Source organism: Tumebacillus permanentifrigoris (assembly GCF_003148565.1).
In the GTDB taxonomy this organism is placed as follows: Bacteria; Bacillota; Bacilli; order Tumebacillales; family Tumebacillaceae; genus Tumebacillus; species Tumebacillus permanentifrigoris.
Map to the genome: position 1 here is coordinate 128703 of NZ_QGGL01000009.1, position 14335 is coordinate 143037.

Sequence of the window (14335 nt, forward strand, 5' to 3'; positions counted from 1 at the left end):
CACGGTACAATATATTCGTATGAGTGCATTTTGTGCAACGAAAAAACGGCCGCTCCGTCGCACGACGGGAGCGGCCGCTTCTCTTTGGGCTCTCCCGACTAGTACATCGTATGCTTGGCGATGTACTTTAGACGTCGGGACGGGCCCTGTTTTTTTATCCGCGAATGCGGCGGATGGCTTCGGTGCGGTCGGGTGCGTTGTAGATCGCGTTGCCCGCGACCAACACGTTCGCTCCTGCCTCGCGCACGAGGCGCGAGGTTTCTTCGTTGATGCCACCATCGACTTCAATCTCGACGTGCTGCAGATCCTGTGCGTCGAGATACTGGCGCAAGGCTTGGATCTTCGGCAAGGCATTCGCGATGAACTTCTGGCCGCCAAAACCTGGGTTGACGGTCATCAACAGCACCATGTCGAGGTCGGTCAGCACGTTCTCGATCAACGATAGCGACGTGTGCGGGTTGAGAGCAACGCCCGCCTTGACCCCGTGAGAGCGAATCAACTGCAAGGTGCGGTGCAGGTGCGGGGTGGCCTCTACGTGTACCGTGATCACGTCAGCGCCAGCCTTGGCGAACGCTGGGATGTACGCATCCGGGTTGGTGATCATCAAGTGACAGTCGAGCGGCAGTTTGGTGTGCGGCTTGATCGCTTCCACGACCAGCGGGCCGATCGTGATGTTCGGAACGAAGTGCCCGTCCATCACGTCGACGTGCAGCCAATCGGCGCCGCCCGCTTCCACAGCGGCGATCTCCTCGCCGAGCTTGGAAAAGTCGGCGGAGAGAATCGAAGGTGCGATACGGATGTCCATGCAGGTGACCTCCTAGTAGCGGTATTCCTTGGTTTCTTTGACTTCTGCCAAGAAATCAAGGTAGTGACGATAGCGACCCGGGCTGAGACGCCCTTCCTCTGCCGCTGGACGAACCGCACAACCGTCCTCCGTCGAGTGCAGGCACCCTCGGTATTTGCACTTCATGCCGAGGTCCCAGATATCGCGGAAGTATTGCGAGAGGCGATCTGGCTCCATGTTGTCAAACTCCAGCGTGGAGAAACCTGGCGTGTCGATCAAGTAGGTATTCTCAAACACGCGGAAGATCTCCGAATGGCGCGTGGTGTGCTTACCGCGACCGAGCTTCTGCGAAATCTCCGCGACGTTGAGGTTTAGTCCCGGCACCAGCGCGTTCAACAGCGTCGACTTGCCAACGCCGGAGTTGCCCGCGAGACCGGAGAGTTTGCCTTGCAGGAGCTCGCGCACCCGCTCCAGACCGATTCCTTGGCGCGTGGATACCGCGACTGTCTCATACCCCATGTCACGGTACGGTTGCAACCACTTATCTGCGTCGTCCGGGTTTTCCAGCAGGTCGATTTTGGTTAGCACGATCACAGCTGGCAAACTTTCCAGCTCCACGTGTACCAGCATGCGGTCGAGCAGTTTCGGGTTGAAGACCGGCTCCTGTGCGGAGAAGGTCAGCACCGCTTGATCGAGGTTGGCGACCGGTGGTCGGGTCAGCTCGTTTTTGCGCGGGAGAACTGCATCGACGATGCCTTCGCTGCCAGACGGCTCGTAGACCACGCGGTCGCCGACCAGCGGGGTGATGTTGTTTTTTCGTAAGATGCCGCGCGCCCGACATTGGCTGACGACATCTCCCTCTTGCACGTAATAAAATCCAGAGATCGCTTTGACGATGATTCCTTCCGGCATGTACAACCTCCTGCCGTTACGTATGGGTTTATTGATCTTCGTACGAAACGGGAATGGTGTTCGTCTTGGTACCGTCTTGGTAAACCTCGATAGAAGCCAGATGGTCCGGCTGGACGATACATTCAATCGTGTAGACTTTGGTCGCGGTGATTTTGTCATCTTCGACGACGTTGGAGATGCCGCGTGCGTCGGTGCGGACAATTTTCACGCTGACTTTCTTGCCGTCTTTCACTTCAACGGTGACGTTGACGTTTTTCTTTTTCGGCTGGTTCTGGTCGCTCGTCGCAGGCGGACCTGCGGAGATGACCAAACCGACCGTTTCCCCTTTGTCGACCTCAGTGCCCGACTTGAACGGAGAAGTGCTGATCACCTTGTCCTTCGGGACTTCCGCGCTCGGCATGGAGATCACTTGACCGATTTTCAAGCCAGCACCTTCCAGCACTTGTTTCGCTTCGTCAGCTGTCTTGCCGCTCACTTCTGGGATCTTCACTTTCTCGATGCCCTTCGCGACCGTAAGTTTGACTTTCACAGACGGATCGACCTGCGTGTCCGCATCAGGGTACTGCGTCAACACGGAACCCGGTGTCGCCTCTCGGTCTTCCTTCTCCGTGACGGTGATGTTCGATTCCTCAAAGTTTTTGGCTCGCAGGGCGGACTTGGCGTCGTTGACGTTCATCTTGACGACGTTTGGCATCTTGAACTTCTCCGCTCCAATCGAGACGGTGAGCGTGATCGGGCGGTTCGCCTTGATCGTCTTGCCTGGGAATTGGTCTTGCTTGATGACGACATTCGGCGGCACGTCGTTGCTCGCTTCGTCCGCACGGGTGATGTTGTTGAAATCAAGACCTGAGTTGACCAATTCGCGCACGGCGTCGTCATACTTCATGCCTTCGACTTTCGGCATCGCGACGTCTTTCTCCCCCATGAAGTTCGTAACCAACGAGTACGCGGTGACCGCACCGACTCCGAGCAGGAGGAAGATCGCGAACAGCCAGATGACCGGTCGCCAGAACTTGCGCTCTTTTTTCTTCACTCCGGCTTCAGACGGTTTCGACATCGCCTCTTCCGCTTCAGCAGAGGTGGCGTTGATCGCTTCCTGCTGTTTCTGTGCGCGCGTCGGCAACGATTCTGCTGCCGTGCGCAGACCGACCGCTGGCATCTGGATCGTCTGTTGCTCGTCGAAGTCTGGAATCGTGAACTTGGCAACGTTCGGGTAGAGCAACGCTTTTTCCAAGTCCTTGTGCATCTCACGCGCCGATTGGTAGCGGACGAGCGGGTCCTTGGCGAGCGATTTCAAGATGATGTTTTCAACCGACTGCGGAAGTGCCGGGTTGATCTGGCGTGGCTCTAGGTAGTGATCCTGCAAGTGCTTGAGCGCCACCGAGATCGGGGTCTCACCGGAAAATGGCAATTCGCCCGTCACCATCTCGTAGAGCACGACACCAAGGCTGTAGATATCTGACTTGACGTCGGTGATCCCTCCACGCGCCTGCTCCGGTGAGAAGTAATGCACAGAGCCCAGCACGGAGCCGTCCTGTGTGATCGTGTTCGATGTGATCGCCCGTGCGATGCCAAAGTCGGTCACTTTTACGCGGGCGTCCTTGGAGATCAAGATGTTATGCGGCTTGATGTCACGGTGCACGATGTTGTTTTCGTGGGCATGACCCAGTGCGGCACAGATCTGCTTGGCGATGTCGATCGCTTCGCTGACGCCCAGCGGTGCACGGTCTTGGATGATCTCCTTGAGCGTCAAACCGTCGACGAACTCCATGACGATGTAGTAGTCTTCGCCTTCAACGCCGACGTCATAGATGTTTACGACATTCGGATGGGAGAGCGAGGCCGCCGCTTGCGCTTCACGACGGAAGCGACGTACAAAATCCTCGTCGGTCGAGAACTGCGCCCGCAACACTTTAATCGAAACGTTGCGGTTGAGCAACGTATCCAGCGCGCGGTAGACGATCGCCATGCCTCCGCCACCGATCTTCTCAATCACTTCATAGCGATTGCCAAGTTTGCGTCCAATCATGTCGAGTCACCTCGATCCGACTGGTTTTGCACGAGAACGACGGTGATGTTGTCATGTCCACCAGCGAGAATCGCTTTATCGATCAATGCATCCACTTTGGCGGCCAATGACAAGTCCGAACGCAAGATGTCTGTCATCAAGCGCTCCTCCACCATGTTGGTCAACCCGTCTGAGCAGATCAGGAACAAGTCCCCCTCCGACCATTCCAGTCGCAACAGATCGGCTTGCACGCGCTCGTCGGTGCCGACGGCGCGGGTGACGATGTTGCGCTGCGGATGATGCAAGGCTTCCTCCAATGTGATCTGACCGTTTTTGTACAGTTCGTTTACCAGCGTGTGGTCATCGGTGACTTGACGAAACAGACCTTCGTGGAGCAGGTAGCCTCGGCTATCCCCGATGTGGCCGAGGTAGATCTGTACGGCATCGAACAGTGCGACTACCAATGTCGTGCCCATACCGCTCAGTCCTTGTTGGGACAGCGCGCGCTGGTGCACCGCCGTGTTCGCTTCCTTGATCGCGCCGACCAGCAATTCATCAGGGTCGGTCACGTCTTGGCTGGTGTGTTCGGTGATGTGCTTGACAACCGCTTCGACTGCGAGAGCGCTGGCCACCTCACCCGCAAGGTGGCCCCCCATGCCGTCAGCGACGACCGCGACACCATAGGGTACTTGGTGTGCCACGATCGCATAGGCGTCTTCGTTTAGTTGACGCACGAGACCCACATGGGTCTTCGCTGCATATTGCATCCTCAATCACCTCTTAGTTTCTCCCCTGTTCTGCGCGCAGTTGCCCGCAGGCGGCCGCGATGTCGTGGCCCTTCTCCCGGCGAACAGTCGCGTTGACGCCGAGACGTGTCAATTCATTGACGAACGCACGGATCTGATCCTTAGGCGTGCGCGTGTAGTTGCGCTCTGGCACATAGTTGACCGGGATCAAATTGACATGGCAATCCATGTGCCCAATCAGTCCGGCGAGTTCACGCGCATGTTCAATGTCATCGTTTTTCCCACCGACCAGCGCGTATTCAAACGAGATCCGGCGTCCGGTCTGTTTGAAGTAGTACTTGCAGGCATCCAACAACTGGTCAATGCTGTACGCTTTGTTGATCGGCATCATCGCCGATCGAATTTCGTCGCGGGTCGCGTGCAGCGAGATCGCGAGCGTGATCTGGCGCTTTTCGTCGGCCAATCGTCGGATCGCCGGTACGAGGCCGACCGTGGAGACCGTGATGTGGCGAGCCCCGATGCCCAATCCGTTCGGGTCGTTGATCAAGTCGACGAACTTCATCGCCGCATCGTAATTCTCCAACGGCTCTCCCGATCCCATCAACACGACGCTGGAGACTCGCTCGTTGTCCACGTCGAGGAAGCGCTGGACGTTGAGCAACTGTTCGACGATCTCACCGCCCGACAGGTGGCGCACCAGTCCACCAAGCGTCGATGCGCAGAACGTACAGCCCATCCGGCATCCGACCTGCGAGGAAACACAGACGGAATTGCCGTACTCGTGGCGCATCAGCACAGTCTCAATCGTAGAGCCGTCGTAGAGCTCCCACAGCCACTTGATCGTACCGTCAACCGATTCCTGCCGGGTGACTTCCTTCATCGTCGTCACCGCGGCCACTTCCTGCAACTGCTCACGAAACTTCTGCGGAAGGTTGGTCATCTCATCCACAGACGTGACGCGCTGTTGGTGCAACCAAGCGAAGATCTGCTTCCCACGGAATTTCGGTTGGCCGAGGCTTTGTACGTACACTTCCAACTCGTCCAACTTCATGTCGAGCAATTGTTGGGGTCGCTTTTGTTCAAAAAGCTCAAGAGTTTCGATTACACTCACCTTCTTTCCATTATGTTTGGCGAACAGGCTCTATGAATTTCTGCGCAGACGCGCGATGAAAAATCCGTCGCTTTCATACTGCTGCGGGAAGATCTGGACAAAAAACGCATCTGGTTCCGCACCTTCGAGGACGCGATCTGGGAGATGCCCTTGCAACGGGTCGCCTGAAAACTCCGGATGCTCCGCCAAAAACGCACGAATCATCGCCTCGTTCTCTTGCGGTGCTACCGTACAGGTCGAATACACGAGCACGCCATCTGGTTTCAGCGCTTGAGCCGTGATCTGTAACAGATCGCGCTGGATGTCAGCGATCTCTTGGATGTCGCCTGGCACTTTTACCCACTTCAAGTCCGGCTTGCGGCGGATGACACCTAGCCCGCTGCACGGAGCATCGAGCAGGATGCGATCAAACAGCCCAGCCTCTCCTACCACATCGCGGATATCGCCCGCTTGCATGGTGATCGAGCGCAGATCCAGACGATCGGCGATGTTCTGGATCAGTTCGATCTTGTGTTCGTGGATATCGACCGCCACCACTTCGCCTTCATCCTGCATCAACTCTGCGAGATGTGTGGTCTTGCCACCCGGTGCGGCACAACAGTCCAGCACGCGCATCCCCTTTTCAGGTGCCAAAGCCTGCGCGACCAGCATCGAACTCTCGTCCTGTACCGTACACAGCCCTTCGCGGAACGCGGGAAGTTTGGTCACATCCAGACCTTGATCGAGCAGGATGCCGTAGGGAGATACCTCAGAGGCGTGCGCCTCCACACCGGAATCTTGCAGTTGTTGCAACAACTCGTCCCGCGAGATGCGGTGGCTGTTCACGCGCAACGTGATCTTCGGACGTGCGTTGTTGGCGATGCAGATCGCCTCAGCGATGTCACGGCCATACGCTTGCTCCCACAGTTTGACCATCCACTCCGGGTGGGAGTGCTCGATCGAGATGCGGCGAATCCAGTGTTTTTCCAGAGACGGCATCTTGATGTCGGCTTTTTTGCGCAAGAAATTCCGCAGAACTCCGTTGACAAATCCGCTGGCCTGTCGACTGCGGCGCTTGGAGATCTCCACCGCCTCATTGATCACGGCAAACGGAGGTACGCGGTCGAGGTAAAGCAATTGGTAGACAGAGAGACGCAACAGGTTTCGCACCCAATCCTCCAATTTGTCAAGCGGAGTCTTCAAGAGCGGGGTCAAAAAGTAGTCCAGGGTGTTGATACGCCCAATCGTTCCGTAGACCAGTTCGGTCGCGAGCCCTACATCGCGGGGGTCGAGACGTGCGTGGCGCAACGCGTTGGTCAAAGCCAAGTTGCTGTACGCCCCGCGTGTTTCCACTTGCAAGAGCACATCCAAGGCGAGGTCTCGTGCATTCGTAGCTGTTTTTGTCTTCAAAAGTGGTTGCCTCCTACTCGCCGAATCGGGTGCCTGGAGCCAGTTTCACTCCGCGCAGGTAATCAGATGCCGGCATGCGGCGCTTGCCTGACGGTTGAATCTCCATCAAAGCGAGCGTGCCACGCCCACACTGAATCACGATCGCATCGGACGTGGTCGTCACGACCCTGCCTGGCTCAAACTTCGACGGTACGCTATCTTCCTCTATAACCTTAGCTTGCCATATCTTCATCACTTTATCATCGAGCGTGGTGAACGCCACCGGCCACGAATTCATGCCCCGCACTTGATTGTAGAGACGCCGTGCGTCCTTCGTCCAATCGATGCGTTCATCGTCGCGCGACAGGTTGGGAGCGAACGTCACGAGCGCTTCGTCCTGCGGTGTCTCGGTGATCGTGCCCGCTTCGATCTGCGGCAGGGTCTCGATCAGCAGATCAGAGCCTTTTACCGAGAGCTTCTGAAAAAGCGACTCCGCCGTGTCGGCTTCGTCGATCGGCACAACCACGCGCGAGATCATATCGCCTGCGTCGAGCGCCATCACCATGCGCATGATCGTCACGCCAGATTCGGCATCACCCTCGATGATCGCACGGTGGATCGGTGCACCGCCTCGCCAGCGCGGAAGCAAGGAAGCGTGAACGTTGACGCACCCGAGGCGCGGCATGTCGAGCAAGCGCTGGGGTAGCAACTGCCCGTAGGCTGCCGTGACGAGCAGGTCGGCCTCATACGTGGCCAATTCCTGCAACGCCTCCTGTGCGCGAACTTTTTCCGGTTGCAAAACGGGCAGGCCTAGACGCAATGCCGCTTCCTTCACCGGTGTCGGGGCCAGTTCGCCTTTGCGCCCCTTCGGACGGTCTGGCTGCGTGACGACCGCAACGACGTTGTAGCCATTGTCGATCATTTTTTCCAAGCAAGGCACAGCAAAATCGGGAGTGCCCATGAACAAAATACGCATCTGTGTCTTCACCTGCTTTGGCTGATTATCGTCTCGGCAACGTGCTTTTCGAACCCCCGCCACCCATGCGGCGGACGTGGTCGGTGAACAGCACGCCGTTCAAATGGTCAATCTCATGCAACAAGCAACGTGCGAGCAAGCCCTCCGTCTTGATCTCGACTTCCTCGCCGTCGCGGTTCAAGCCTTTCACAGTTACACGGGCAGCGCGCAGCACATCGCCAGTCACGCCAGGGATCGACAGACAACCCTCGGGCCCGAACTGTTCGCCCTCCGCATGTACGACCACCGGATTGACCAGTTGAATCAATCCAGGCCCGCCTTCGCCCACATCGGCGACGATGCAACGCTTGAGGATGCCGATCTGGTTAGCCGCGAGACCGATCCCTTGGTTTTCGTACATGGTTTCTGTCATATCGGTCAAGAGTTTCTGTATATTCGAAGTCACTTCCGGAACGGGTTTGGCCACTTCGCGCAAAGCCGGGTCGCCTTCCTTCCGGATGATCTTAATCGCCATGATATGTCTTACCTCCTCATCTACACAATCTTACCAAACGCGTCTACGAACTAAAAGCCTTCTAGAGAATCATTTGCGCGTTGACGTCAATTGTGAGGTACCCTCCGAGTTTTTGCGCTTCTCCTTGCAGAGATTGATATGCCTCACGAATCGGCGCGCTCACTCCTTTGAATTTCTTGTACTTCAAAACCACATTGAAGCGGTACTTGCCCTGCAACCGAGCCAAGGGGGCCGGCGAGGTGCCGAGTATGATGACATCGTCGCGTCCGTCCAACGAACGTCGCAAGCGGTCTTCCAAGGTTCTCGCGATGTGCAACGCCTTCATCTCATCTTCATTTACCGATGTAAAAGCGGTGAGTTCAAAAAACGGCGGGTTGTTCAACGTATAGCGATGCCGCACTTCATGATCAAAAAACTTCTCATACTCTTGGTGCTTGGCAAACTGGATCGCGTAGTGCTGGGGGTTGTACGTTTGCACGATCACCTCACCCGGCAATTCATGCCGTCCGGCGCGTCCCGCGACCTGTGTCAACAGTTGGAACGTCCGCTCTGCCGCACGAAAGTCGGGCAGATACAGTGAAGTCTCTGCGGAGATGACTCCGACCAATGTGACTTTCGGGAAGTCGAGACCCTTGGCAATCATCTGCGTGCCGAGCAAGATCTGTGCCTCCCCTTTGCGAAAGCGCGACAGCAAGGTCGCATGCGCGTCCTTGCCACTCGTGGTATCGACGTCCATGCGGATCACTTTCGCCTCTGGGAAAACTTTGCCGAGTTCCTCCTCGACGCGCTGGGTTCCGGTGCCAAAGTGGCGGACGTGGTCACCTTTGCAATCGGGGCAAGTCTCCGGCAAGCGCTCTGCAAAGCCGCAGTAGTGACAGCGCAAGGATTCCAGACCGCGCGCCTTGTGGTAGGTCAGAGGGATCTCGCAATCACGGCACCGTGCAACGTACCCACAAGAGCGACAAAGCACGAACGTCGCAAACCCTCGACGGTTTAAAAAGAGGATGACCTGCTCGCCGCGCTCCAACCGCTCCTCAATCCCTTGCTTCAAAGCGTTGGCAAACATCGAACGGTTGCCACTCTGCAACTCGTCACGCATGTCGATCACGCGCACCTTCGGCAGTTTTTGCCCTCTGACTCGCTCTGGCATCTCGATGCGTTGCACGATGCCTTGATGCGCCCACCACCGCGTCTCCAGCGCGGGGGTCGCCGAGCCGAGGACGACGGTGGCGCGGTGTTGACGAGCACGGTACATCGCGACTTCGCGGGCGAGGTACTTCGGATGATCGTCTTGCTTATAGGAGGTTTCATGCTCCTCGTCGATGATCATCAGTCCCAGCGAATCAAACGGGGCAAAAATTGCCGAGCGGGCACCGACGACGATGTTGACTTCTCCGTGGCGGATGCGTCGCCATTCGTCGTACTTCTCACCTGTCGAGAGGCGCGAGTGCAACACGGCGACCTCGTCGCCAAAACGCTTTTTAAACTGCTCCACCATCTGCGGGGTCAGCGCGATCTCCGGGACGAGCATGATCGCTTGACGGTCTTGTTCGACACAGGAGGCGATCGCCTGCAGATAGACCTCTGTTTTGCCAGAGCCCGTCACCCCTTGCAGCAGGATCGTTTGCGGCGCACCGCTGTCGACGGCGGTCTTGATCGTCTGGTAGGCGTTCTCCTGCGTCGGGGTGAGCGGGAGCGGTTGGCTCTTCTCCGCATGCTGGATGCCGTAGGGATCGCGATTGACTTCACGCTCTTCCTTCACGACATAGCCTTTGTCGAGCAAAGGCTTGAGCGTCGCAGAGGACGCACCTGTCACAGCGAAGACATCCTTCATCATCAGGGCCTCTCCTGCATCGAAGAGGTAGCTGAGCAGCTCTTTTTGCTTCTTGGCACGGTTGGAGAGCTCGTCGAGGGCCGTCTGCAGATCTGCTGAAGTCAGCGGTGTGAACAGAAAGGCCATCGTCTTGGCTTGGATGCCGTGCTTGACGCCGTGCAGTTCTTCGAGAAAGCCCTTCTCAACCCACGCGCGGATCAGCGGTCGCCATTCGGTATGTTCACTGACCAGTTGTTCCTTGGTTTTGTTCGGCGATTGGTAGAGTTCTTGTAGCAATTCAGATTCCCAAGAGCCTGGCAGATAGACATCCGGCGGGTCGGTTTTGATCCGCAAAAAGGTCGTCGCCTTCGCGCGCATCCCGCTTGGCAACAAGGCTTGGACAGCGGCGGCCTTCGTGCAGAGGTAGCGTTCGGAGAGCCAACCCGCGAGTTTGACCAAGTCGGGTGTCAGCGGCGGTTCGTCATCGAGCACTTCGGCGAGCGGCTTGGTCTTGTCGGGAGCATCTGTGGTCTCGCTGAAGCCGACGATATACCCCTCGACCCGACGCGGGCCGAACGGAACCAGCACACGGGTGCCGACATGGACGCGGTCGGCGAGCAACGCGGGCACCTCGTAGTGAAAGGGGCGGTCGACAGAGGCAGACTTGACCTCGACGATCACCTCGGCGTACTTGGGGGCAATCATTTTAGAAGTCGCCCTTCGCGCAGGGTGATCATCTTGTCGAGGATGCGATCAGCCACTTCGCGTTTGGAGAGCAGCGGAAGCGGTTCGTCTCCGTCATGACCGACCAATGTCACGATGTTCGTATCCACGCCAAAGCCTGCTCCAGCCTGTTTCACATCGTTGGCGACGAAGAGGTCCGACTTTTTGCGTTCCAGTTTACCGCGCGCGTTGGCGAGAACATGCTCCGTCTCGGCGGCAAATCCAATCAGCACTTGGTGGGGTTGACGTTTTTCGCCACAGGTGGCGAGGATGTCCGGGTTGCGGACAAACTCGACGAGCAGCGGCCCGTCCGCTTTTTTCAATTTGTTCTCGTGGTAGGATTTCGGGCGGTAGTCAGACACGGCGGCCGCACCGATGAAAACGTCTGCGTCGTCGAAGTGCTTCATGACCGCTTCGTACATCTCCAAGCCGGTCTCGATCCGCTCCACAGCTGCCAGTCCTTCTGGCAACGAGAGGTGGGTCGGCCCGGTGACCAGCGTGACCTGCGCTCCACGGTCCACAGCGGCTTGGGCAACTGCATAGCCCATTTTCCCCGTCGCCCGGTTGGTGACCAGACGCACTGGGTCCAGCGCTTCCACGTTGGTGCCGGCGGTGAGGAGGATGCGAAGACCTGCCAGGTCTTTTTTGGCATTGGAGGTTGGTGAAAGCGAAGTCGTTGATGAAGACGCATTGGCAAAATGGTCTTCGATATACGCGACTAGGTCTTCCGGCTCCATCAAACGCCCTTTCCCGGTCCAGCCACACGCCAGCAAGCCCTCCTGCGGTTCGGCAAACAGGTAGCCCTTGCTCTGGAGGTACTCGACGTTCTCCTGCACAATCGGGTTCTCAAACATGTTCACGTTCATCGCCAACGCAAAAAGCACGGGGGACTTGGTCGCCATGATCGTCGTGGTGAGCATGTCGTCTGCGATCCCATGCGCGACCTTGCCGACGATGTTCGCCGTCGTCGGGGCGACCACGATGAGATCCGCGAGATCCGCCAGCGCGATGTGAGCGAGTTCGGACGGGTCCGGCTCGGTGAAGATGTCGGTGAGCACCGGGTGCTTCGTCAAGCTCTGGAAGGTCAGTGGCGTGATGAACTTCTGCGCTGATTCCGTCATGATCACGTGCACCTCGGCGCCCCGCTTGCTCAATGCGCTCGCCACCGACGCCGCCTTGAACGCAGCGATACCGCCAGATACGCCGAGCACGATTCGTTTCCCCTTCAACATGCGATCCATCTCCTCTCATAAAAAGAAACAACCCGAAGCAAAGGGTTGTTTCTCTCCACGTGTTACTTAATGCTTTCTTTGGTGCGAACGAACGTCACTTTGTCTTCGGAAATTTCGTTCAGTGCGACGGTGACGTTTTTGTTGGTGTTCACGTTCAGGAGCTTTTCGGCCCCGTCTTGGATGCGGCGTGCGCGTTTGGAAGCTGCGACCACCAAGGTGTACTTGCTGTCTGCTTTATCCATGAGTCGGTCAATGGAAGGATAGATCATCTACTGACCCTCCTTTATCAAAGTAGTGTAGTATTCCAAGTTGCGTTGCACCGAGCATTGTTCCGCCGTGATAATCGCACGGATGCGGTCGGAAGCTTTTTCCACTTCGTCATTGACGACGACATAATCGTACTCGCTTATGTAACTCATCTCTTCCGCCGCTGCCCCAAAGCGCATGTTCAGGGACTCTTCGGTCTCTGAACCGCGTCCGACGATGCGGTGCTTGAGCTCTTGCAACGACGGCGGAATGAGGAAGATAAACACGCCGTTCGGGAATTTCTTTTTGACTTGCAACGCGCCTTGGATGTCGATTTCGAGCAGTACGTTCTCTCCGGCGTTCAACATGTCATCCACGTATTTGCGCGGCGTTCCGTAGTAGTTGGTGTAGACTTCCGCCCACTCCAACAGCTCGTCGCCAGCAATCATTCCTTTGAATTGCTCTACGGTCTTGAAAAAATAATTAACCCCTTCTACTTCCCCTTCGCGCGGAGCACGAGTGGTGCAAGAAACGGAGTAATGCGTCGTCTTCATCGTCGGCAGCATCGCCTTGCAGACCGTCCCTTTGCCGGCGCCCGACGGACCGGACAAGACGATCAGCAAACCTTTTTGAACCATTTCTCTACCCCTCCGGTTTGCGTGATCTTACTCTTCTTCGTCCTGGCTGTTATCCTTGGCCACGAGGCGGTGGGCAACAGTTTCCGGCTGGACGGCCGACAGGATGATGTGATCGCTGTCGGTGATGATCACCGCGCGGGTACGACGGCCATAGGTTGCATCGATCAGCATCCCGCGATCGCGCGCTTCCTGAATGATCCGCTTGATCGGCGCCGATTCCGGCGAGACGATCGAAACGATTCGGTTGGCAGAAACGATATTGCCAAACCCGATATTGATAAGTTTGATGCTCACAACCCATTCCTCCTAAAATCGCAACTCTCTGTCTAACATGTTTACCATTCTGGCACCCGCTGATACGGATGCCGCTGGCTCACTCGACGTTTTGGACTTGTTCGCGGATCTGTTCAAGCAAACTCTTCGCCTCGACGACGAGCTGTGCTGTCTGCAGATCGTTGGCTTTGGAACCGATCGTGTTCACTTCACGGTTCATTTCCTGTACCAAAAAGTCGAGCTTGCGTCCGACCGGTTCCGGGTCTTCTACGATGTGTAAAAACTGCTCAAAATGGCTGGCGAGGCGGACCAATTCCTCCGCGATACTCGCCCGATCGGCAAGGATTGCGACCTCGGTCAGCAAGCGCCCCTCGTCCAAGGTTGATTGCCCATCGAGCAAGTCACGCAACCGTTTCTCCAGCCGTTCGCGGTACTCCGCCACGACCGCAGGACTGCGTTCCTCGATGCGTTGCACCAGCGCTCGCAGTTTCGCCAGCCGCGACAGGAAGTCGTGGTGCAACCGCTCGCCTTCACGCTGACGCATCTCCAGCAGGTTGTCAGCCGCCTGCGCCGTACATCCGAGCAACAAATTCCCAAGTTCTTCTGCGTTCTCAACCGCTTCTGCCACGCTCAGCACGCCAGGATGCTTCAGCAACTGTTCGAGTTGGAGCGTCTCGTTCATCCCAAGACGCTGGGCCAACCCGTCGGCAGCCGCTTTTATCTGGACCGCCAACTCCTCGTCGACGGTGACTGCACGCCTGTCTGAACTCATGCGCTCCACGGTCAAGAACACATCAAGCCGCCCGCGTGAGATGCGTTCGTTGACCGTTTTTTTCATGAGGTCTTCGAACTGCAGATACTCTCGCGGGAGGCGCACGACGATCTCAGCATAGCGATGGTTGACCGCCTTGATCTCGACGAGAACGCGGTAGCCGCCCTGTTGCACGTCGGCGCGGCCGTATCCGGTCATACTCTTGATCATGGAGATTCC

General features: G+C 57.1%; 14 protein-coding genes. All 14 read right to left on the reverse strand.

The annotated features are described in order from the left end of the window. Positions 1-154: 154 nt before the first annotated feature. On the reverse strand, positions 155-805 hold the full coding sequence (rpe, locus tag C7459_RS11900) for a ribulose-phosphate 3-epimerase (RefSeq protein WP_109689510.1): 651 nt from the start codon (positions 803-805) through the stop codon (positions 155-157). Between the two features lie 12 nt (positions 806-817). Further along, positions 818-1696: a ribosome small subunit-dependent GTPase A gene (gene rsgA, locus C7459_RS11905; protein WP_109689512.1), complete on the reverse strand. Its 879-nt coding sequence runs from the start codon at positions 1694-1696 to the stop codon at positions 818-820. Between the two features lie 28 nt (positions 1697-1724). Then, the gene (gene pknB / locus C7459_RS11910) at positions 1725-3725 is read right to left on the reverse strand and encodes a Stk1 family PASTA domain-containing Ser/Thr kinase (RefSeq protein WP_109689514.1); all 2001 of its coding nucleotides are present in this window, start codon (positions 3723-3725) and stop codon (positions 1725-1727) included. After that, complete coding sequence (locus C7459_RS11915) at positions 3722-4471, reverse strand: Stp1/IreP family PP2C-type Ser/Thr phosphatase (protein WP_109689517.1); 750 nt, start codon at positions 4469-4471, stop codon at positions 3722-3724. The genes pknB and C7459_RS11915 overlap by 4 nt, the downstream gene beginning before the upstream one ends. Before the next feature lie 13 nt (positions 4472-4484). Then, the gene (rlmN, locus tag C7459_RS11920) at positions 4485-5561 is read right to left on the reverse strand and encodes a dual-specificity RNA methyltransferase RlmN (RefSeq protein WP_281272771.1); all 1077 of its coding nucleotides are present in this window, start codon (positions 5559-5561) and stop codon (positions 4485-4487) included. Positions 5562-5591: 30 nt separating this feature from the next. Further along, a complete protein-coding gene (rsmB, locus tag C7459_RS11925; RefSeq protein WP_109689519.1) occupies positions 5592-6950 on the reverse strand; it encodes a 16S rRNA (cytosine(967)-C(5))-methyltransferase RsmB in 1359 nt (452 codons plus the stop codon). A 13-nt stretch (positions 6951-6963) separates the two neighbouring features. Next, complete coding sequence (gene fmt / locus C7459_RS11930) at positions 6964-7905, reverse strand: methionyl-tRNA formyltransferase (protein ID WP_109689521.1); 942 nt, start codon at positions 7903-7905, stop codon at positions 6964-6966. 25 nt (positions 7906-7930) lie between these two features. After that, complete coding sequence (def, locus tag C7459_RS11935) at positions 7931-8419, reverse strand: peptide deformylase (protein WP_109689523.1); 489 nt, start codon at positions 8417-8419, stop codon at positions 7931-7933. Positions 8420-8480: 61 nt separating this feature from the next. Continuing rightward, on the reverse strand, positions 8481-10937 hold the full coding sequence (gene priA / locus C7459_RS11940) for a primosomal protein N' (RefSeq protein ID WP_109689525.1): 2457 nt from the start codon (positions 10935-10937) through the stop codon (positions 8481-8483). Then, entirely contained in the window at positions 10934-12187 is a 1254-nt protein-coding gene (coaBC, locus tag C7459_RS11945; RefSeq protein ID WP_425450725.1) for a bifunctional phosphopantothenoylcysteine decarboxylase/phosphopantothenate--cysteine ligase CoaBC, read from the reverse strand. The genes priA and coaBC overlap by 4 nt, the downstream gene beginning before the upstream one ends. Positions 12188-12249: 62 nt before the next feature. After that, the gene (rpoZ, locus tag C7459_RS23675; RefSeq protein ID WP_211320384.1) at positions 12250-12456 is read right to left on the reverse strand and encodes a DNA-directed RNA polymerase subunit omega; all 207 of its coding nucleotides are present in this window, start codon (positions 12454-12456) and stop codon (positions 12250-12252) included. Then, positions 12457-13071, reverse strand: a complete 615-nt coding sequence (gene gmk, locus C7459_RS11950; RefSeq protein ID WP_211320385.1) for a guanylate kinase — start codon at positions 13069-13071, stop codon at positions 12457-12459. A 27-nt stretch (positions 13072-13098) separates the two neighbouring features. Then, the gene (gene remA, locus C7459_RS11955) at positions 13099-13365 is read right to left on the reverse strand and encodes an extracellular matrix/biofilm regulator RemA (RefSeq protein WP_038091765.1); all 267 of its coding nucleotides are present in this window, start codon (positions 13363-13365) and stop codon (positions 13099-13101) included. Positions 13366-13444: 79 nt separating this feature from the next. After that, positions 13445-14326 carry a YicC/YloC family endoribonuclease gene (locus C7459_RS11960; protein ID WP_109689529.1) on the reverse strand — a complete coding sequence of 294 codons (882 nt, stop codon included), beginning with the start codon at positions 14324-14326 and terminating at the stop codon, positions 13445-13447. Between the last annotated feature and the right edge of the window lie 9 nt (positions 14327-14335).

Coding starts and splice junctions, on each gene's coding strand:
- rpe (WP_109689510.1), bottom strand. CDS start 805: ATGGACATCCGTATCGCACCTTCGATTCTCTCCGCCGACTTTTCCAAG.
- rsgA (WP_109689512.1), bottom strand. CDS start 1,696: ATGCCGGAAGGAATCATCGTCAAAGCGATCTCTGGATTTTATTACGTG.
- pknB (WP_109689514.1), bottom strand. CDS start 3,725: ATGATTGGACGCAAACTTGGCAATCGCTATGAAGTGATTGAGAAGATC.
- C7459_RS11915 (WP_109689517.1), bottom strand. CDS start 4,471: ATGCAATATGCAGCGAAGACCCATGTGGGTCTCGTGCGTCAACTAAAC.
- fmt (WP_109689521.1), bottom strand. CDS start 7,905: ATGCGTATTTTGTTCATGGGCACTCCCGATTTTGCTGTGCCTTGCTTG.
- def (WP_109689523.1), bottom strand. CDS start 8,419: ATGGCGATTAAGATCATCCGGAAGGAAGGCGACCCGGCTTTGCGCGAA.
- priA (WP_109689525.1), bottom strand. CDS start 10,937: ATGATTGCCCCCAAGTACGCCGAGGTGATCGTCGAGGTCAAGTCTGCC.
- coaBC (WP_425450725.1), bottom strand. CDS start 12,187: ATGTTGAAGGGGAAACGAATCGTGCTCGGCGTATCTGGCGGTATCGCT.
- rpoZ (WP_211320384.1), bottom strand. CDS start 12,456: ATGATCTATCCTTCCATTGACCGACTCATGGATAAAGCAGACAGCAAG.
- gmk (WP_211320385.1), bottom strand. CDS start 13,071: ATGGTTCAAAAAGGTTTGCTGATCGTCTTGTCCGGTCCGTCGGGCGCC.
- C7459_RS11960 (WP_109689529.1), bottom strand. CDS start 14,326: ATGATCAAGAGTATGACCGGATACGGCCGCGCCGACGTGCAACAGGGC.